Below are 22,453 nucleotides of genomic sequence, written 5' to 3'. Positions count from 1 at the left end.
AAAACATTTTCAGATTGCATTATATAAAAATGCCGTTAATTTTTATATTCAATAAGTTATAATATATTTATAACGTCTTTTAAAATTTTAATATTTGTTTTTTTATATTGCTTCTGTGAGTTAGAAGGCGAGCTGGAGCTAAATTCTTCGTTGAAAAATATCAAAAAAGTTTTGATATATTTTTTCACAATGGCTTAAGACAAGGTCATATATTTCAATATTTTTAATGTAAGTTAAAAATCTCCTGTATAAAGAGAGCTTTTCAGTTTTTCCTTGTATGAAAATTGTATACAGTCAAAATAATGCAAATAATCAATAAGGTGGAATTTGTTATCCAAAATATGAGATCATATGACCTATAAACCACGTGTCTTTTCTATTTCTCCTGGAACGGCTTTTTTGCCTCACTTTGTTGATGCGCTGCTCTCTGGTACCCTTATTGATAATTTTGCTCCCAATGGAGATATTCAAACAGCCCTTGCCGATAGCCTTATTTATGTTCCAACACGTCGTGCGGCTCGGGCTTTGCGTTTAGCCTTTGTTGAAAGAAGCCAGACACAATCAACATTCTTGCCAACCATTCGTGCCCTAGGAGATGTCGATGAGGACAGTTTCCTTTTTGTTGAAAATCATACCTGTTCTCTCAATCCGCCTATTGGAGAAAGCGAACGCCTACTGCTTTTAGCGCGTCTTATTCGTCCATGGCGTGAAAGTTTGCCTGCACATCTGCGTGCCATGTTTGGTACAGAAGATGTGCTTATTCCAGCGCATAGTGCCGATGCAATTTGGCTTGCTCAAGATTTAGCACATTTGATGGATGAAATTGAAACAGAAGCAGCAGATTGGACGAAACTTAAAAATATTGCTCCTGATATGATTGCTGAATGGTGGCAAATAACACTCGATTTTCTGACTATTGTTACGCAAAATTGGCCACAAATCTTGATAGAAAGGCAGCGAAGTAATCCTGCTGAATGGCGTAATCAAGCACTTACAATGCATGCAGAGACTTTACGACGTACGCAGCCTGATAAACCGATCATTGCGGCTGGTGTGTCCGGTTCTATTCCCGCAGTTTCTCATCTTTTAAAGGTTATAGCCTCTCTACCAAAAGGGGCTGTTGTTCTTCCTGGTCTTGATCTTCATATGGATGAAGAACAATGGAATGCACTCAGCACAAGCAATAAAGAAAAAACAGCTTGTGATTTTTTTGATCATGCAGAAAATATTTTTAGCCATCCTCAATATCATTTAAAAAAACTTCTAACTCTCATGGACTGTCAACGCGACCATGTTTGCGAAATTGGCCAACAGAATAGCACAAAGAAAAGGCGAATGGCTCTTTTATCGGAAGCACTCCGACCAGCTTCTACGACAGACAAATGGATACAAATTGTCCGTGATGATTATGAGGATATTTGTGCAGATTGGTCATTTATTGAAGCTATAAATGAACGTGAAGAGGCTCTCGCTATCGCTGTTGCTTTACGCAAGGCTATTGAAGAGCCCCAAAAAACTGCAGCCCTTATTACAAATGACCGTAATTTAGCTCGCCGTGTTGCTGCGGAATTACAGCGATTTGGCATTGAAGCAAATGATTCAGGGGGAATACCACTTGCACAAACATTGCCTGTAACGCTCTTGCGACTGATCTTAGAAAATGTGTTGCAACCTGATGATCCCATTGCTTTTCTTTCTCTTCTTAAACATCCACTGACAACACTCCAACAAAATCGTCATTGCTTACGCGAAATGGCAGAAAATTTTGAACTTTTTGTTCTTCGAGGGAACACGGGGCGTATCAATCTTTGCGAATGTGATCAATTTCTTGAAAAATGGATTGAAACCTATTCCCATGCTCGTTCTGAAATTAATGCCCTTGATCAGCAGAAATTTGAGGAAGCACGTCTCCTGTGTCATCTTTTGAAGAAGGCTGTTGAACCTTTAGCCTCTCTCATGAAACAAGAGAAAGAATGCACCATCAACGAAGCTGCGATAGCAACTGTTGAGGTTTTTGAAAATTTTGGGCGCAATGAGGATAATTCTCTTGCTCATCTTTATCGACACGAAGCAGGACAAACTCTATCAAAATTTTTACGGGAATTGGTCAGTGATCAATCAAGATTAACATTTCATCTTTGCGAATGGCCCGCTATGTTTTCTGCATTGATCGCAACGCGTTCCGTTACACCTTCGCCTGGAGGACATTCACGTTTATTCATCTGGGGTACTTTGGAATCACGTTTGCAAACGGTTGATACAGTGGTTATTGGCGGTCTTAATGAAGGGTCATGGCCGATATCAATCCGGAATGATGCTTTTTTATCGCGACCGATGAAAATGATGTTAACTCTAGAACCACCAGAGCAGCGTATTGGTATTTCCGCCCATGATTTTCAATGGGCTATGGGAATGGATAAAGTGGTGATGAGTCGCGCATTGCGTGTTAATCATACGCCTTCTATTCCTTCACGCTGGCTACAACGCATAGAAACAGTTGTAGGAAAAAAGGCTTGGGAACAAATCCGTGCACGAGGTGAAATACTACGCCATTGGACAAGGATGCTTGATCATACCAGCATGATTTTTGATGTGGAACGACCTTGTCCCGCACCACCCCTTGATGTACGTCCGCGTCATTTTTCAGTCACTGAAATAGAAACATTGCGCTATGATCCTTATGCTATTTATGCCAAAAAAATCTTACGACTGAAACCACTTAAACCACTTATTCACGACCCTAGCGCTATTGAGCGCGGAATACTTTATCACGCTATTCTTGCAGCTTTTTGCACACAAATAAAAAATCCAAATGCCGCAAATGCTTTAGATGTCCTACTTGCCATTGGACGTAAAGAATTTGATAAATTCAATTTTCCACCCGATATTGAAGCTATTTGGTGGAACATTTTTGAAAATCTTGCTCCACGCCTTATTCAGTGGGAACAAAGTTTAGGGCCGCGAGAGCGATATGCTGAAGTGGTCTCAGAAAAAATACCTATAGGAACAACAGGAGTAACCCTTTCAGGGCGTGCTGATCGTCTTGATGTCTTGCCAGACAGAGCGGTTGAAATTCTAGATTTCAAAACTGGAACGCCTCCTTCATCAAAACAGGTTCGTGAATTATTATTTCCACAATTGGCTTTAGAAACAGCTTTGCTGATGGAAGGGGCATTTCCAGATTTTCAAGATCTTACCCCCTCAAATTTATTTTACATTCCCCTAAACGGAAAAGGTGAAATTAAATCCCAATCCATTCTTTTAAGTAAAGGAGAAGGAGAAACCCACTTAAGTGCAGTTAATCTTGGTGAAATTGCATGGAAAAATCTTATTGCACTTATAACGTATTATCAAAATCCACAACAAGGCTATCTTTCACATGCTGTTCCCATGGAAAAACGATATGAGGGTGACTACGACCATTTGGCACGGTTGTGGGAATGGTCAAGTGGTTTTTATAAAGAAGAGTAATCATGACTGTTTTTTCTATTCCTGAAGCCGCTCTTGATGCACAAGCAACAGCAACACATCCCCAAAAAAACGTGTGGGTTTCTGCAAATGCTGGATCTGGAAAAACCCACGTTTTAAGTGAACGTGTTATTCGTTTGCTTTTAAACGGTACGCCTCCAGCACGTATTTTGTGCCTTACTTATACAAGAGCTGCTGCTGCTGTTATGCAATCACGAATTTTTCGTACACTTTCCAGTTGGAATGAACTCGATGATGCACAGCTGCAAGAAATCTTAACACGGTTTGAAAATAAACCCGTCAATGCGCAAAAATTAACTTATGCACGACAACTCTTCGCTCGTGCTCTTGAAACGCCTGGAGGCTTGAAAATTCAAACGATTCATGCTTTTTGTGAATCTCTCTTGCATCAATTTATGTTAGAAGCCAATATCGCAGGGCATTTCGAACTTCCCGATGATATCAGTCGCGAAAAATTACGACAAGAATCTCGTCGCCAACTTTTAGCGCGTCATGATGTACAACCTGCTTTGCAACAGTTGCTTCAAGTTATTAGCGAACATACTTTTAACCAACTGCTCTATGAAGCAGTTGAAAAGCAACATAAACTCTCTGATTTTTTATCTTCTCTTCTATCTGAAAATGGAGAAGAAAAATTGCGCGCGCTTTTCAACTTAGCGCCCGATGAAACAAATCAAGGTCTGCTGGAACAAATTCAACAAACCGCGCGCCTCCCCCTTTATGCTCTTAAGCATTGTGAAACCAATGGAAGCCAAAACTTTAAGAATATGGTGGAAAAATTTTCCCAATTAGAAAAGGCGCATGATGAGACAAATATTCTCAATATTATTTCTGATATTTATTTTAAAACAAAAGGTGAGCCGCGTAGCTTCTCAAATTTATCTCGTAAAAAATCCGATGAAATTTGGCCGTTTATTCAACAAATGCTTGAAGATAAACAAAACAAGCTTTCTCTTCTTTTAGAAAAATATCAATGCACAAAGGTTGCTACCCTCAATATGGCTGCTTTTCAGCTCTGTGCCGTTTATCTCAAAATCTATACGAATCTAAAAAAGGCCAATGGCATCTTGGATTTTGACGACCTTATTGAGCGTACGCTCCATTTGTTACAGCGCAAAGGTGCAAGCCAATGGGTGCACTATAAACTTGATCAGGGCCTTGATCATATTCTCCTTGATGAAGCACAAGATACCAACCCGGAGCAATGGCAAATTATTCAACTGTTGGCACAAGAATTTTTCTCAGGGTATAGCCAACGAACAAATATACGGACTCTTTTTGCTGTTGGAGATGAAAAGCAATCTATTTATTCTTTTCAAGGCGCTGCTCCGGAAAATTTTGCTGCAAATGGACGAATCATTCAAAAAAAAGCGCAGCAAACAAATCAACAATTTGAAAAAATACAACTGCATTACTCTTTTCGCTCTACAGCAGATGTTCTTAAAAGCGTTGATCTTGTTTTCGAAACACCAGAAAACTATAAAGGACTTTCGGCAGAAAACACAAAGACGGTGCATGAGGCTATTCGTGTTCATAGCCCAGGTGAAGTTGTTATATGGGATGCCATTTCCAAAGAAACAAGCGAATTTCCTCATGATTGGCATTTGAGTGTTGATCATTTAGATACACCTGAAGTCCGTTTAGCAGAAAAAATTGCTGAAACGATTGCCGACTGGTTACAAAAAGGTGAAATGCTTCCAGCAAAGGGACGCTTAATACGGGCAAGTGATATTATGATCTTGGTTCGTAAACGTGATAAATTTGTTTCAGCTCTTTCCCGTGCTCTGAAACACCTTAATATTCCTGTAGCAGGGGCTGATCGTTTACAACTCACCAAACATATTAGTATCCGTGACTTAATGGCACTTGGGCGTTTTGTTTTGCAGCCACAAGATGATCTTTCTCTTGCTTGCGTCTTAAAAAGCCCCATTTTTGCTTTTAGTGAAAAGGAACTTTATCAGCTTGCTACACACCGAACCGGCTCTCTTTGGCAAAGCTTATGTACGCATGCATCATCGCAGGTATCTTTTAAAGATGCTTTTGAAAAACTGAACTATTATCGCACTTTAGTGGATAAAATACCGGTTTTCGAGTTTTATAGCCATATTCTGAATAATGATAAAGGAAGACAAAAAATTTTAGCCCGTTTAGGATCTGAAGCAAATGATGTACTCGATGCTTTTATGGATTATACGCTCGCTATTCAAAAAACAGGATTACCAGGATTACAAGCTTTTTTAGAAACATTAACTGCAAGCGAACCAGAAATTAAACGTGAATTTGAACAAAACAATGAAGAAATTCGCATCATGACGGTTCATGCCGCAAAAGGACTGGAGGCTGCTATTGTGTTTTTGGTTGATCCTGGTAGTGCGATTTGGCATCCTCAGCATGCACCTCATTTGCTTAAAGTTCCTTTAGATGATGCACAAGGGTACGGACAACACGCTTTTATTTGGCGCCCCAATGAAAAGTTTAATACAAAGCTCTCTAAAAAAGCAATTTTACATTTAAAAGAGCGTGCCGAAGAAGAATATAGGCGCCTTCTTTACGTGGGAATGACACGCGCTGAAGATCGTTTATTTGTTTGTGGATATAACGGTAAAAAAACGCTCTCTGATACATGGCTACAACTAGTAAAAAAAGCCCTTGTACCCCATGCGGTTACTATAAAAGGTCCTGCAGAAGATATTGCAGCTTGGCGTTATTGCATTACATCTTCCTCTTCTGCCTCTATAATAAATCAAGAAGTTCCTTGTGCTGAGAGTCAAGCCTTACCACCTTTGCCTTCCTTTTTCTCTCATAAAGTACCAGTCGAACCAGTGCTCCCAAAACCGTTAAAACCCTCTGTCGCGAGCCTTTCCATTGAAGCTGATACAGAGCTTTCTTCAAGTCCAAAACAACTTTTCACTTCACCTGTTTTAGGAGAAACAAACACCAACAGAGTTTTTTTCATTGAATATGGTCATATCATTCACCGATTGTTACAACATCTACCAGATTGCCCCCCACAAAAACGTCCAGATTATGCTCGAAACTATCTCAATCTCAAAGCTTCTCATTGGGAGGAAAGCCAAAGAGAAGATGCTCTTCGCCACGTTTGGAAAATTTTAGATCATGTTTACCTCATCCCCCTTTTTTCTGAGCATTCACGTGCTGAGGTTCCTTTAATGGGTATTGTAAAAATTCGAGGAAAGGAACAAGCAGTTTCTGGTCAAATTGACCGTCTCTACATCACGAAAAACAGCATTATCTTTGCTGATTTTAAAACAGGGATTCCACCTGAAAATGAAGCTGCTATTGCTCCTCATCATTGGTTGCAAATGGCGCTTTATCGAAAATTGTTGCAAGCGATACATCCTGATAAAGATATCCAAGCTCTGCTTATCTACAGTAAAGAAGCCAAAATTTTTAAACTTCCTCCAGAAAAACTCGAGGCATTTCTTGATGAAATTGCCCTATAAGTTATTGCTTCCCTTCAAAGTATCTTTACGCTTTTTTACTTTCCTAAAATTGCTCAAATAAACACACGCCACAATTTTTGATGCAAAAAAACTCTTTAATAATTTATCTTTGCAATAACTTGATATGAATTGTTATCATACCAATCTATAAAAAGTGAGTATAAAGGATAAATCAATGACGTGTGTAAAAGTTGATAAGGACAATTTCGAAAGTGAAGTTCTAACCTCTTCCACCCCAGTTGTGGTTGATTTTTGGGCAGAATGGTGTGGTCCCTGCAAAATGATTGCGCCAATTTTGGATGAAATTTCAACAGAGATGCAAAACCAAGTTAAAATTGTCAAAGTAAATATTGACGAAAATCCGGAATTAGCTACCCAATATGGAGTACGCTCTATCCCTACATTATTAATGTTTAAAAATGGAAATGTCTCATCAAATATGGTTGGCGCTACCTCTAAAGGACGTCTTTCTGAGTGGATAAAAGATGGGCTTCGTTAATGCTTATACATAGGCAACGATAAAGGAGAGAAATTTTATCTCTCCTTTTGACTTTTTTAAACATTCTTTTCTAAAATATATTGGTAATAGCAAGTCAATTAAATCAAAAAGTTAGATGCATTTATTTTAATGCTTTTAAGAATACACACTGTTATGCATGACCATGTCGATATTTTTTATGTGTGAATTGCAAAAGACTGTTGCAAACGTTCAATGGAATGTTGTGCAGATCTCAGTGTCACATGACGCCCATGTGCTTGATATTGTAAGGTAAGTGCAAAAGTGGCAAACTCTAAAAAATCTGTACTTCTTTCTGGCCATTCAACGAGTAAAATGTTTTTCTCACGTGCTTCATGAAGCCCTAATTCATCAATTTCTTCTGCCATAGAAAGGCGATAAAGATCAGCATGAATAATTTCAAACTGTGGAAGTTGATAGCTTTGCACAAGAGTAAAAGTCGGGCTTGGAACATCCATAGTGTCATCGTTCGCAAGTGTTTGGATGATTGTACGTGCAATGGTTGACTTTCCAGTTCCAAGATCTCCTTGCAGCGTTACAAGATCTCCTGGCTTTAAAGAAAGGGCTAAATTTTTTGCAAAAAGCTTTGTTGCCTCTTCATTTTCAAGAAAAAAATTAAAATTCATCAAAACTTCCATGAGCTGGATAAAAATATAATAAAGGTTAAAATTAAAAAATTTTATCTCCTTTGGAGAGGGGGAAAAAACACTTAACTGTTGTTCCTTTTCCAGAACCGGTAAGAATTTCAACATATCCACCGTGTAGTTCAACGAAACTTTTCACAAGCGAAAGACCAAGTCCCGCTCCTGCACGCCCACCATGGTGTGAATGGGAAGAAAAACGTTTAAAAATACGATCAAGAATGTCTTCAGGGATATCAGAGCCTTCATTGTGAACGCTAAAGACGATGTTATCATCTTGTTCATCGACACAAAATTCAATAGTGCTCGCTTCCGTTGCAAAATTAAGTGCATTACTCAGAACATTCACAAAAATTTGATGTAAGCGCTTTTCGTCAGCAGAAATAGAATTTAAGGAAGGCGAAATTTGTTGTAAAAGCGTAATATGGCGTCCATTAAGGCGATCTTCTACACGGGCTACCGCTTGTATCATAGCATCAGCAATGTTAACTGGTTTTATGTCTAACTCCATAATGCCTGCGTCAAGGGTGGCAAGATCAAGAATATCGTTAACAATATTCAAAAGAGTTCCTGATTCTGAATGAATATGCCCAAGATATTCTTGTTGACGTTCATTGATAGAACCGAAAATTTGATCCCGTAAAATATCGGAAAATCCAATAATATTGGTGAGAGGTGTACGCAATTCATAGGAAACATGTTGGACAAATTCATTACGCAAACGATCAGCACTTTCTAAGGCTTCATTTCTTTCTTGAAGAGCTCGTGCAACATGAACGGTGTCTGTAACATTCACAAAAGTAAGCATTGTTTGTCCATCGGGAAGAGGGACTAAAGTATAGTCAATAATCATATCATTTTTAAGATCTATACGTCCCGAATATGTTTCACGTTTTTCAGCAAAACCGGTAATGAATTTGGTAAACTGATCCCATTCTTGCCCCCAAGTTAAGGCTGAACAATGGTTTTGTAACTGTGTAATATGGGTTCCTTCTACCAGTAAATTATAAGGAAGAGACCACAATTTCGACAAGGCCGGATTGGATAAACGAAGGCGTCCATCCGTACCAAAAACGACCACGCCTTCGGAAAGTTTATCAAGTGTTTCACCTTGTATTTTAATAAGAGTATTATAACGGCGTTCAAGATCAATTTTTTCTGTAAGGTTTTCATAAAGCCACGTGATCCCTCCTTGTGGGTGAGGGTTCGAGACAACACGCACCGTACGCCCATCTGGAAGATTCCAAATTTGTTGGTTTGATTCCATTTGCCGATAGGCTTTAAAAAGTTCTTCTTTCCACGCGCGCCAATCAGGGTGTTCAGCAATGAGCCCTTTTTCACGTAAACGTTCAAGAAATAATGTATGGCTTGGTTCACTTTCTAAAAAGGAACTCTCCAACGGCCATAAAATTTTAAAAGCATGATTGCAGAATTTTAATTTTTGGTTTGTATCAAAAATGGCTACAGCTGTTGAGATTTGGTCAAGGGTTTCACAATGGCTTTGAAGAACATATCTTAATTCATGAGCAAGATTTTCATAGGCACTGTCATCACGTGCAAAAGCGGCCATCCCTTCGGCTGTTGTGATCCGTGTGAGATGAAAACGGCGCCGTTCTCCATCAATGACGGTGTGAACATGTTCTTGAAAAAGTGTTTCTGTTTCATCTGTTTTGCATTGTGTGTTTTCATTGAAAAGATCCCCCACTTCATCACTGCCTTCACGATAGTTTGTCATTTCTCTAAAGGCGCGATTGATAAAACAAACTTTTCCCTCACAATCTTTGATCCATACCGGTTCTTGAATAAGATCAAGAAGATTACGCTGCATTCTCAGTTCAGTAAGAAGGCGGGCGATATCTTTCTGTAAACGAGCATTTTCGCTCTGCTGTTTTGAGATATCTTGAAAACGAGCGATGGCGACTGTTCTTGCGATAACCCCTGTAACTTGTAGCAGCACATTATTTGTGGTGGTGATGGAAAGTGCAAAAGGGTGACATTTACAACGCAGTTGAGTCAACGCATAATCAAGTTCTCGCAGAGAATTTTCTTCAACCCAGAGTTCAAAACGCTGAAAATTTTGCTGATCAATGCCTATTTTTTGCAATGTGGAAAGGTTACCCACGACACGAGGTAAGGTTGTTGGATTTTCCCAAATAAGAAGGAATTGCTCGGTTTCTTCCAGAAGCCATTCATAATATTTAAGTTTTTCAGAAAAATCTGCTTGAATTATCTTCAAAGGCTTCTGTGCTGTTTTTTTTGCATGCATAATAACAGCCATGCATGTGAGAAATGAAGCACAAGAAATCCCTCCACACAGCGCTAAAAACAGCCATGGACCATTTTGCAAAGTGAAGGAAAATGGTAAATAATTCTCCAACGACTGAGCAATAGAGCATGTTGGAGAAAAAAAGAAAAAAAGGCAAAAGATATACGTATAGATTCGAATCATTTTTTGAGCTTTTTCTTTGGGGGTATGGTCACCAAAGCTGAGCACGACATCTTTCCCTTTTTTTAACCCAAGGAAGCATTTTAGTAACGGTAATGGTTTGGTTTATAAGGTCCTTGCGGTGTGACTCCAATATAAGCGGCTTGTTCTTCTGATAAAACAGTTAATTTTATTCCTAACCGATCAAGATGGAGACGTGCAACTTTCTCATCAAGATGTTTAGGCAAAACAGTGACTTCATTTGTATAGTGTTCTGCACGGGTAAAGAGTTCAATTTGCGCTAAAACTTGATTGGTAAACGAGGCCGACATGACAAAAGAAGGATGCCCTGTTGCATTACCAAGATTTAACAACCGCCCTTCAGAGAGCAAAATGATGCGTTTTCCATCGGGAAAGGTGATCATATCAACTTGAGGTTTAATATTTGTCCATGGCAAATTTCTAAGGGCTGCGACTTGGATTTCGTTATCAAAATGACCAATATTTCCAAGAATACACATATCTTTGACTTGTCGCATATGGTCTAAACGGACAACATCTTTATTGCCTGTTGTTGTGATGATAATATCAGCACTGGAGGCAGCATCATCCAAATTAATAACTTCATAGCCATCCATAGCCGCTTGAAGTGCGCAAATAGGATCAATTTCTGTTATTTTAACACGCGCTCCAGCACCCGAAAGAGACGCTGCTGAACCTTTTCCTACATCACCATAACCACAGACAATGGCAGTTTTCCCCGCGATCATCACGTCTGTTCCACGTCGAATACCATCGACCAATGATTCTTTACATCCATATTTATTATCAAACTTTGATTTCGTGACGCTATCATTGACATTAATAGCAGGAAAAGGCAGGAGTCCTTCTTTTTGTAATTGATAAAGGCGGTTTACACCTGTTGTGGTTTCTTCGCTTACCCCTTTAATTGCTGCGCGCTGTCGTGTAAAAAATCCTGGCGTTGCATCCATACGCTTTTGGATTTGTTTGAAAAAAATTTCTTCTTCTTCTGTTTTAGGATGCGAGAGGATATCTTTATTTTGTTCTGCACGACTTCCCACTAAAATATAGTTTGTAGCATCTGCTCCATCATCTAAAATCATATTGGAAGGATTACCATCAGGCCATTGGAAAATGGCATCTATATAAGTCCAATATTCTTCCAATGTTTCACCCTTAACAGCGAATACAGGAATACCCGTTGCGGCAATAGCTGCTGCTGCATGATCTTGTGTGGAAAAAATATTGCTAGAGCTCCACCGTATATCGGCGCCAATCGCTTTTAATGTTTCAATTAAAACAGCTGTTTGAATTGTCATGTGCAATGAGCCAGAAATGCGCGCACCGCGCAAAGGTTGACTGGAGGAAAATTCCTTTCGACAAGCCATCAAACCAGGCATTTCAGTTTCAGCAATATCAAGTTCTTTACGACCATAAGCGGCAAGGGCAATATCTTTGACAACAAAATCTTGAGCTGTCATTCTTTATTCCTTTAAAATCAGTTTTTCCAAGACGGTAGGAGAAATTAAAAAAAAATGCAAGACAAGAAGAAGACTTCTTTATGTGAAAAAGCTCTTTTAAAATCTCCATAAATTTGTGTAACAAATAGGCATTTATGAAGCTGAGTCATGATGTGACGAATAGGACAAGAAATCTCAGGATAAGTCTTATTATAAAAACAAAATTTTATTCTTTTTACGGAACGTTAAAGCTTTTAAAAATCTTCAGAGGGATACCTTTTAAAGAATAAACATGATGCATTGCTTCACAGTTTTTATATTGATTTTTTTATGGGATAAACAAAAATAGTACACTTTTATTCTACTCACTCATGCGGTTGTTTAAAAAAGGCATTATGATCTTGTTTCGTTTGATTATTAAGCTTTAGTAAAATAATATAATGCAAAGCCATATGTTGTTGTCTTTATATTTATGAACAGACAATCTCAGCATAGGTTTTTCTGAATTCCTATGGTGCATTATGCTCCTACATGAGGATAGTTTGTAAGAGATGTTTTTTTCCTGTTTTCAATAATTTTTTTCAAAAGACTGTAAATATGCGAGAAAACACTTTTTATGATATCAATGGAGCATTTAAAATGCAAAAACATCAATCTATTGAACACTCTGATTTTAAAATAGCGAACAACAAGCTATGAATTATAAATCAAATAATTAACTCAGTTTTAGGAGAATTTATTTTAGACGAGTAAATTTTGGGAAAATTGACCATGTGGACGAAATCTCCAGAGATAACTTGGCAAAAATGCAGCTATTGCTCTAGGAGTAATTCCCACACCTTCTAAAGTATATCCATTTTCAATAGCTTCTTGTGAAACAATGTTATCCATTTGCAAAAAGCGTATCTGATTGGCTGTTACAAGTGTCGGTATAAAAGGTAATTTACCGATTGTTCCTAAAACTCCTCCAATCAATAGACCAGCAGAAAGAGGCATGGATAGGATTGTTTTTTTACGGTGAATAATTTTGAGTATATTTTCAAGAGCATTTTGGAAGGTGATAATTTGGGGACCACCAAGATCATAATTTTTTCCCCAAGCAACCTGTCCATCTAAAGCGCGTGCGAGAAATTCGGCAACATCACCAACATACACGGGTTGCAATTTACTTTGTCCCCCTCCAAAAAGAGGCATAATGGGTAAAAAACGTGACAAATCTGCTAAGGTGTTAAAGAAACAATCTTCTGGTCCAAAGATAACAGATGGACGCATAATAATTGCTTGAGGATGCTTGTTATGAATGATTTGTTCACCCATAAACTTAACATGCGCATAAAGACATGAAGCGTTTTCATTAGCTACAAGCGTTGACATATAGATGAGTGGAATATCAGCTTCTGCTGTTAATTCAGCAACATTGTAAGCACCATCAATTTGTGTGCTTTTAAAATTCGATTGATTTGCTTGTTTTAAACTACCAGGCAAAAACACTGCCGCATCAGCTCCAAGCAATGCGCGTGCAACAGATGCACGATGCTTGATATCTGTTTTAAGCATTTGGGTTTGTCCTACTTCTCCTATTTGGAGCATGTAATAAGCTTTTTGTGGACAACGAACAGCAATACGAACGCGATATCCCCGCTTCGTCAAAGTTTCAACGACATGGCGCCCTACAAAACCAGATCCGCCAAAAACAGTAATAAGTTTAGGATGTTGATAAAGTGCACAATCAAATTGCATGATTAAAAAGTCTATCTTTCAAAGCTTTAAAAATAGCCGATTTTTAGCACGGTGGTGTTTTATTGTCACGCAAAATATCACCCGCAAGGTAAAGGGAACCTCCAATAAGGACAATAGCCTCTTTATATTCGACCTTAATTTTATGCAAAGCATCTTGTAGATGTGCTTGTGGGGACGCAAATATTCCTGCTTTTTGGGCTGATTCAGCTAAATTTATTGGACAGATACTGGCGTTATTGTCAATAAGCGGTATCGTATATATTTTATCGACAAGGTTCGCTAAAGGACGAAAATAACCCACAGCATCTTTGGTATTGAGCATGCCAGCAATCATAATAATGGGACGATCTGTTTTTTTTCTCCATTGTGTAAGTTCAGCTGCAATAACTTTTCCAGCAGCAGGATTGTGACCACCATCGAGCCATACATCAATATTAGGAGACAGTTGATCAACCAAGTGTCCCTGGGTAAGGTGTTGCATCCGTGCGGGCCAATAAATATTTTTCAAAGCGTCATTTATGGCTTGTTCTGAAAGTTGAAAACCTGCTTGATAGACTGCTTCAAGAGAAGCACCAGCATTGGCAACTTGGTGGTCTCCAATAAGGTTAGGAAGGGGAAGATCCATGAGACCTTGATTATTTTGAAAAACCATACGTCCATGTTCTTTATAGCTTTGATAATCTTGATCAAATAGAGAATAAGGTGCTTTATTTTTATCGGCCAGGGATATTAAAGTAGCAAGAGTTTCTTCATAATTTTGCTTACCGATAACCACAGGAACGTTTGGTTTGATAATCTCCCCTTTTTGAAAAGCGATTTGAGCAATTGTGTTTCCAAGAAAGTTCTCATGATCATAATCAATGGGCATAATAAGCGATACAGCTGGTTTGTTAACGACATTGGTAGCATCAAAACGTCCTCCCAACCCAACTTCTAAAATGACAACATCAGCTGGATGTATACTAAATAGCATAAAGGCAGCGGCTGTAAAAATTTCAAAAATAGTAATCGGCTCTTGACGATTTACTTTTATAATTTCACGGATTGTTTCAGCCAATAGGCTCTCTGTAACAAGTTGACCGCCTCCTTTTTGACCTAATCGGCAGCGTTCATTCCAGTTGACGAGATGAGGTGAGCTGTACACATGAACGGAGTAGCCAGCACTTTCTAAAAGAGCACGACAAATTGCTGAGGCAGATCCTTTGCCATTTGTTCCAGCAATGTGAATAACAGGGCCAAGTTTTAAATGTGGATTGCCAAGATGCTCTAAAAGGCGAACAATACGCTCTAAAGAAAGATCAAATTTTTTCGGATAATTCTTTAGTAAACCATCCACCACCCTTTGTACTTGACTTTGTTGCATAAATTTAAGCTACTTTTGTTGTAGAAAGCGATGTTTTAGAATCTGTAGGAGATGGGTTGGAAGGGTTAACAAAAGCAGGATATTTCATCATTAAGCGTAAAAGACGTGCAATGGTTGTTTTCATTTCTAAACGCGATACAACCATATCAATCATACCATGTTCGAGCAGATATTCACTACTTTGAAAACCTTCTGGTAGAGTTTCGCGTATCGTTTGTTGAATCACACGTGGACCAGCAAAACCAATCATAGCGCCGGGTTCGGCAATGTGAATATCACCAAGCATGGCGTAAGAAGCAGTAACACCACCGGTAGTTGGATTGGTCAGAACAACAATATAGGGAAGTTTTGCTTCTTTCAGCATTTCAATCGCTACTGTTGTACGGGGCATTTGCATCAGTGAGAGTGTTCCTTCTTGCATGCGTGCACCACCAGAAGCAGCAAAAAGAACCAAAGGACACCTTTCAGCAATGGCAGTATCAAAAGCTTTGATAATAGCTTCCCCTGAAGCCATACCGAGAGACCCACCCATAAAGGCGAAATCTTGAACGGTTGCAATAATTGGTAAGCCTTCAATAGTGCCGCGTGCACTTAAAATATTGTCATCAACACCAAGTTTAGAACGATAATCTTTTAACCGGTCAATATAGCGTTTTTCATCGCGAAACTTTAAAGGATCTGTGACAACTTTTGGATTTTCAAGAGCTGTATAGACACCATCATCAAAAAAATGCATGAGACGATTTTTGGCACTGATACGCATATGATAGCCAGAATTGGGAGCCACAAATTGATTGGCTTCCAGATCTTTATGGAAGATCATTTCACCACTGGTAGGATCTTTAATCCATAGATTTTCTGGAATCTCACGGCGCCCCAATATAGAGTTAATTTTAGGACGAACATAATTTGTAATCCAGTTCATCTTTATAGCCTTCCTTTAAATATTACACATCTTTTGCATGATTTGAAAGAATATAGAACTTAAGCAGTTACATTTGCTTTTTCGGCTGAACAAAAGAGTCTATTTAATACTTTTATCCGCACACGTATAGCTCTAAATCCATTGTTTTTTTATTTTTAATATTTCCAATGTCATAAAAATCATATGCACGAAGAGCATTCCCTATAACAAATTTTTAAAAAACTTTAAGGACTTACATGTTTTTATTCTTTGATTTTGGTATTAAAACTCATCTCTTACGTTGGTTAACAAACGGCTTATTTTCTTTTAATAAAAATGACTCTCCAATTAATCATTAATATCAACAGTCTTAAAGCAAAGAAACCTTATAATATAAAACCTTAACAAGGCTATACTCATCCATTAAAGATAATGGATATGATAACGTTATGTTAGCGAAACGCTAACACCAGAGCAAGATTTTTTCAAACGGTTTTCTTAAAGCGCGCGTTTCACATAAAATAAAGCGCCCCAAAAATATCATTTTTATTATGTACCCTACATTGCTAGATTTGATAGTCTCACATATTTCAAAAATTCTTTCATGATAATGCCTATGAAGAGTATAACCTCTCCATGAAAGGTATGAGATTTATATGTTCTCCCATTTTCATTGAAATAAAAGGAATAAACCGATAGCCTTATACTCTTTACCAACTTCTAATGTGACAATAATTTTTGCATTGAGAGGGGGCATGAGAGGTGTTGTATGCCTTTTAAAAAGTGCTTTTATCCACACGACCATTCCCGTTTATGACATCTCAACAAACGATTTTAATTGATTCAGTATGAATAGGGTTAAAATGAGAAATCCTTATGATATTTAGGTTTTTACGCATGTCATAAAATGATAAATTATCATTGTAAATCAATATATTGATTTTAGAAAAGGTAAAACATAAGATTTTATATTATGCTTTCTTTGTCTCGCAAGTTTTGGTAAGTTTAAAGTTCAAGGAACATCATTTTTGAGTGATGCGTGCTATGGTCTTTTGGGAAAGCATTTTGTGTAAATGTGTCATAAAGGCAGCTGCAAAAAGCGGTGTGGCTAAATTAAGAATGGGAATCGAAACAAAAACCGCAATCAACAATCCAGCGCCAAAAACCGTTGTATAATGAGTATGTAAAAAAGCACGCGCATCTTGCTCTGTCCGAAAACGGTAAGCAGCAAATAAGAAATATTCATGACCAAGCAAGTAACCATTAATAACATAAAAAGCAATCAAATTAACACCTGGTATGAAGAATAAAATAAAAGCAATTCCATTCCCAAGAAGGCTTAAAATAACAAATTTAAAGGAGAGGATAAGAGAACGCCCAAATGGCATAGCTTGTCCCATAGGCTCATTTGGATAATCTTCCTTTTCAATGATTTCAGCAGCAGAGTCAATGAAAAAACCACCTATCATAGCTGTGATGGGAGCAATAAAAAAAGCTAACAAAAGAGCCAAACCAAGATTGAAGATGATAAGCATGCTAAATCCCAACCACCCTGCCCAACTTGGTAGACCAGGAAGAAACTGAGAAACCCAAGGCCAAAAGTAAGACACAAAAAGTTGGTGCACACATAACCATAAAATGGCGAGCACAAAAAAAGTAACTCCCAATGCTTTCAGTATCATAATGCTATATTGTGAGGTCAGAAGACGTTGTAAAGCACGATAGGCAGCAGTAAAAATCATAGATTAATAAATTAAGGAAAGAAGCAAAAAAAACAAGAAATATATTTAGATGAGTGTATTGTGTAATTTTTTCTTTCTTGAATTACAAGAACTATTTTTAATAACACTAAGGAAATACATCGATATTGTTTTGTAAAAAAGAGGATTTTTTACCTTTATATATTATTCCAATCAGGATAAATTCTTCTTATAGAATGGATAAAATAAAAAAATAACGAAGGCTTCTTCGTTTAAAATAAAATTTGAATCAATAGAAATTTTGCTTTTAAAAAACTGAGAAGAATTTAAGAAGCAGCTGTTGTAGAAGAGATTTTAAATATTTTTGTACAGAGTTTAGCTAATTGCGTTTACATGATATATCTAAAAAATTAAGGTGGTAAAAGATAGTGAGGAGGAGTTTTTTTACTTCCATTTATCCAGTATCGCTGCCTAATTTCATTTATCTATAGCCTTATTTGTTGTGCACGATTCCTAATATTCTGTACTTTTCTATCGCTTGGCGTGGCGCGTCTTGGCTCTTGCTTCTATTCAAAACAATATTGAGGTTAGTGAAATAAGGGTAAAATTTACATATTCGTTATGGAGATATTCTGATTTTGGGCAACAGAATGACTCATGTGACATCGCAATAGGAAAAAAACTTCAAACGATTAACACTACATATTTCATAACAAGCAGTTTTTTGAGAAAAAGCAAAGAGAGGGAGATATCACTGATGATTAAAAATGATGAGATTTTAAATTTTAAGAGCTATAAGTGCAATAAAGTAAGCGTTCATTGAAGCATCTTTCATACAAATGGTGCACTGGAGCAAATAATTTTTAGATAATAACACCTTTCATTTATGAAGAGAATTTATCATCTTCAACTTGAATGAAAATCCCAAATATAGAGATATTTTCTTAAATCTTCATCGTTAAAATCAAAAAAATCATTTATTTACACATTATAAATAGGAGCAATATGGGGATAAAAACATTTAAGAAAGAAAATGCTTTTGATAAATTCTCCCCAGTGCAGGGCTTTCGTAAAGTTGAAGACTAAAAAATGATGGTTTCAGCTTCTCTTTTTGTAAGCTAGAGAGACAGTGGTGAAAAAGACTCTATTCTTGATAAAAGCTAGGGTAAGAATAGGATTTTTTTAAGAAACATCTCTCAATGCCCACCACACCCCTGTCACAACAGCGCTTGTGAAATGGTATAAGGATAAAGCTCCTATAAATGCTATAAAACTTATAGAGCGTCTCTCTCTTTACGCTTAACAAAAGAGCACGCCGGCATCATCTCTTTACCTTCAATGTTGCGACAAGTCCTTAGCCCTTAAAACGGTTCATTGTAGGGGTTTTTAGTCCTTTCTTAAACACTTAATATTCATGCGGCTATCGTTGCTAACGTGCAAGAAAATGGTTTTCATTGATTCAATATACATGGATTTTAAATGAGAAGATCTTACGATATTCGGGGTTCTCATTCAAGTTGAATAATGTTAGATTATCATTATAAATTAATATGTTATCCAATCTAGTCGAGATGTATAGACATCTTCATGGATTCAAAAGTTCAGTTCTTATTTTTTAGATATTTTAATAAGGTGTTTGAAGAGTTATTATTTGAAAAATGGGGTATCTTTTCCTTATGAGGATTAGGCATTTGGGGGGGTAAAAAATGATACGATTATGTTTGCTAATTTTTGCGCTACGTGTTGTTTACGCATAGGGGGCCATTGTTCAACTTTTTCTTTGCTCACAAGATAAACTTGATTTGTATCAGCACCCATGACACTTGTACCATCTGGTTGAAGAGAAATATCATTAGCAAGAATGAAATCAGCGCCTTTTTCAACACATTTTTTTTGCGCATTGGCAATAATATCACATGTTTCAGCAGCAAAACCAATGACCAGTGAGGGGCGGTTTGGAGCGTGTCCAATCGTTGCTAAAATATCCGGATTTTCGACCATATGGAGGGATGGTGGTGTTTTATGAGCATTCTTTTTAATTTTGTGTAAAGATTGCGTTTGACTGCGCCAGTCACAAACTGCGGCAACAAAGATGGCACCATCAGCAGGCAATGATTCTTGAACGGCTTGTAACATCTGTTGTGCTGTTTCAACATGAATAGTTTTTACTTCTTGTGGGTCTGCAAGATTAACAGGTCCACAAATAAGTGTTACTTTTGCCCCCAAATGCGCAAGAGTGGTTGCAATGGCGTGGCCTTGTTTACCTGAAGACCGATTAGCAAGATAACGCACCGGATCAATAGGTTCATGGGTAGGGCCAGAGGTAACGATGAAATGGCGGCCAGAGAGAGGTTTTTCACGCACATCCAAAAGAGCCTCTATGGCAGCGACAATGGTTAAGGGTTCACTCATGCGCCCATAGCCTGTTTCGTCACGTTCAGCCATATTTCCGATTTCTGGTCCGATAATATGAACGCCATCTGCGCGCAATTGTGCAACATTGCGAACAGTGGCTGGATGCGCCCACATAGCTGGATTCATAGCAGGCGCGATTAAAAGTGGACAGCGTGCTGCTAAAAGGACGCAATCGGCTAGATCATCTCCTATGCCATGGGCTATTTTGGCTATGCGATTGGCTGTAGCAGGGGCTAAAATAATGAGGTCAGCATCCCGTGCTAGGCGGATATGTCCGATATCATGTTTTTCTTCGCGTGAAAATAAATCAGTATATACAGTACGACCGTTGAGGGCTTCAGCGGCTAAAGGCGTAATAAATTTTTGTGCTGCTTTTGTCATAATAATGTTTAAGCGTGCTCCACGCTCTTTTAAACGACGAATAAGATCAAGCGCTTTATAGGCCGCAATACTTCCACCAATAATAAGAAGGAGTGATTTTGATTGCAATGATTGCACTTCAACGGCACTTACATGAGAGGGGTGTCTGGTGAAAGTGGTGGGATTACTTAAAAGACGGCGCACTTCTTCTTCCATAGAAATGCCATTTTGTGCGGCACGTACGCGCAAAGCTTCTTTAATTTCAGGAGAGAGATTACGAATAGTAATACTGGCCATAAAATACCTCCAATAAACAAAATGATTGCAATGATTTCATTATTGGTATTTTTAGCATATTAAAGAGATTAGAAAAGATGAAAAAAGTAAAAAGTGAAAAAAACGCAACAAAGTGCAATGATAAATAGGCTATAACGACCATAACGGTTTCTACGACTTTGTTCAGCGGCAAGTTGTTTGAGGGTAGCAGGAGAAAGATTAAAACCTGTTGTTCTCATTTGATTGAAATCTTCTTCTATACGTTGGAAGTTTTGTACCAGTTGTGGTGTTTTGCGTGCCAGGGAAAGGAGAGCTTGCGCTCCTTCACTAAAGTCTTTTGCAACGCCTACGGGTCCTAAATTTTTACTAATCCATTCTCTGACAACGGGTTCAGAAGCTTTCCACATATTAAAACTAGGATCTAATGTGCGGGCAACACCTTCCACAACAACCATTGTTTTTTGCAGTAATAGAAGTTCGGGTCGCGTTTGCATGTCAAACAATTCAGTGACTTCAAACAATAATGTGAGCAACTTAGCCATGGAAATGCTTTGTGCTGATTGTCCGTGAATTGGTTCACCAATCGCACGATTGGCTTGTGCAAAGCTTTCAATATTATGGTGTGAAGGGACATAGCCTGCTTCAAAGTGGGCGCGGGCTACCCGATGGTAATCGCGCGTAATAAAGCCGTAAAGAATTTCAGCCAAAAAATGCTTTTCTTTTTTTCCAAGCCTTCCTGTAATGCCTAGATCAACAGCAACAATACATCCATCTGAGTCTACAAATAAATTACCAGGATGCATATCGGCATGAAAAAAACCGTCACGCAATGTGTGGCGTAGAAAAGACTGAATAAGCGTAATGGCAAGAGCCTGTAGATCAAAACCTGCTTCTTTGAGTTTGGAAATTTCGGATATTCTTATACCATCAATCCATTCCATGGTAAGAACATTTCGCCCTGTCCGTTCCCAATCAATACGAGGAACCCGAAAACCTGTATCCTGTTGAATATTTTCAGCCATTTCAGATATAGCTGCTGCTTCTAAGCGTAAATCCATTTCAAGGCGTGTTGTTTGTGCTAAAGTATCCACCACACGAACAGGACGTAGCCTTCGAGAGGCAGGGATATAACGCTCTTGTAAATGCGCAATGAGATAGAAACCTCTAAGATCTTTAGAAAAACGCGCTCTTATATTGGGACGAATGACTTTTACGGCACATTTTTTCTTATGACCGGTTTCATCAATATATTCAGCAGGATGAACCTGAGCAACAGAAGCGGCGGCAATGGGAGGATAAAAATTTATGAATAAATCATCAATAGAGCGACCAAGAGAACTTTCAATTTGAGCAATAGCGGCGGTGCAAGAAAATGTTTGGACACGATCTTGTAGTTGTGACAAATCGTCTGCAACATTACGTCCGACAATATCAGGTCTTGTGGCAAGAAATTGACCAAGTTTTATGTAAGAGGGTCCAAGCTTATTGATGGCATACGAAATATTTTCAGATCGCTGTTTCTTTTTCGTTTTGCGTCGTGCTAATGCCCCCGCTATACGATGACATAATGCTGGAAATCCTTGAAGATCGTCGTGAGGCAGAGCACTTAAAACACCTTCACGTGTTAAAATCCACCCTGCACGCATCAATTGAAAGTAGGGAGAAATTTGCACCATTT

At 38.2% G+C, this 22,453-nt stretch carries 12 protein-coding genes; 3 read left to right on the top strand and 9 right to left on the bottom strand.

All coding sequences use genetic code 11. The annotated features are described in order from the left end of the window. Positions 1-351: 351 nt before the first annotated feature. From addB to trxA, 3 genes are all read left to right on the top strand, one after another. Entirely contained in the window at positions 352-3,471 is a 3,120-nt protein-coding gene (addB, locus tag PVV57_RS00595) for a double-strand break repair protein AddB (RefSeq protein ID WP_273717436.1), read from the top strand. A 2-nt stretch (positions 3,472-3,473) separates the two neighbouring features. Further along, entirely contained in the window at positions 3,474-6,953 is a 3,480-nt protein-coding gene (addA, locus tag PVV57_RS00590) for a double-strand break repair helicase AddA (protein ID WP_273783235.1), read from the top strand. Between the two features lie 175 nt (positions 6,954-7,128). After that, complete coding sequence (gene trxA, locus PVV57_RS00585; protein WP_012230305.1) at positions 7,129-7,452, top strand: thioredoxin; 324 nt, start codon at positions 7,129-7,131, stop codon at positions 7,450-7,452. Positions 7,453-7,628: 176 nt separating this feature from the next. Here trxA and tsaE read toward each other — a convergent pair whose 3' ends face one another. From tsaE to ubiB, 9 genes are all read right to left on the bottom strand, one after another. After that, the gene (tsaE, locus tag PVV57_RS00580) at positions 7,629-8,096 is read right to left on the bottom strand and encodes a tRNA (adenosine(37)-N6)-threonylcarbamoyltransferase complex ATPase subunit type 1 TsaE (RefSeq protein ID WP_273717438.1); all 468 of its coding nucleotides are present in this window, start codon (positions 8,094-8,096) and stop codon (positions 7,629-7,631) included. 43 nt (positions 8,097-8,139) lie between these two features. After that, on the bottom strand, positions 8,140-10,605 hold the full coding sequence (locus PVV57_RS00575; RefSeq protein WP_273783233.1) for a PAS-domain containing protein: 2,466 nt from the start codon (positions 10,603-10,605) through the stop codon (positions 8,140-8,142). Positions 10,606-10,640: 35 nt separating this feature from the next. Next, positions 10,641-12,038 (bottom strand): adenosylhomocysteinase, encoded by a 1,398-nt coding sequence (gene ahcY, locus PVV57_RS00570; RefSeq protein ID WP_273717440.1) that lies wholly within the window; start codon positions 12,036-12,038, stop codon positions 10,641-10,643. A 720-nt stretch (positions 12,039-12,758) separates the two neighbouring features. Further along, positions 12,759-13,757 (bottom strand): complex I NDUFA9 subunit family protein, encoded by a 999-nt coding sequence (locus PVV57_RS00565; protein WP_273717441.1) that lies wholly within the window; start codon positions 13,755-13,757, stop codon positions 12,759-12,761. Positions 13,758-13,800: 43 nt separating this feature from the next. Then, a complete protein-coding gene (locus PVV57_RS00560; protein ID WP_273783231.1) occupies positions 13,801-15,120 on the bottom strand; it encodes a folylpolyglutamate synthase/dihydrofolate synthase family protein in 1,320 nt (439 codons plus the stop codon). 4 nt (positions 15,121-15,124) lie between these two features. After that, positions 15,125-16,045, bottom strand: a complete 921-nt coding sequence (accD, locus tag PVV57_RS00555) for an acetyl-CoA carboxylase, carboxyltransferase subunit beta (RefSeq protein ID WP_273783229.1) — start codon at positions 16,043-16,045, stop codon at positions 15,125-15,127. Positions 16,046-17,046: 1,001 nt separating this feature from the next. Continuing rightward, positions 17,047-17,766, bottom strand: a complete 720-nt coding sequence (locus tag PVV57_RS00550) for a sulfate transporter family protein (RefSeq protein WP_273783227.1) — start codon at positions 17,764-17,766, stop codon at positions 17,047-17,049. Between the two features lie 1,641 nt (positions 17,767-19,407). Beyond that, positions 19,408-20,796: a bifunctional phosphopantothenoylcysteine decarboxylase/phosphopantothenate--cysteine ligase CoaBC gene (gene coaBC / locus PVV57_RS00545; protein ID WP_273717445.1), complete on the bottom strand. Its 1,389-nt coding sequence runs from the start codon at positions 20,794-20,796 to the stop codon at positions 19,408-19,410. Between the two features lie 68 nt (positions 20,797-20,864). Next, positions 20,865-22,451 carry a 2-polyprenylphenol 6-hydroxylase gene (ubiB, locus tag PVV57_RS00540; RefSeq protein WP_273717446.1) on the bottom strand — a complete coding sequence of 529 codons (1,587 nt, stop codon included), beginning with the start codon at positions 22,449-22,451 and terminating at the stop codon, positions 20,865-20,867. Positions 22,452-22,453 lie beyond the last annotated feature (2 nt).

Origin of the sequence: Bartonella sp. AU15XJBT (genome assembly GCF_028618615.1) — a bacterium.
In the GTDB taxonomy this organism is placed as follows: Bacteria; Pseudomonadota; Alphaproteobacteria; order Rhizobiales; family Rhizobiaceae; genus Bartonella.
Note: the sequence above shows the minus strand (reverse complement) of the source record. Positions and strands in the feature narration are given on the sequence as shown.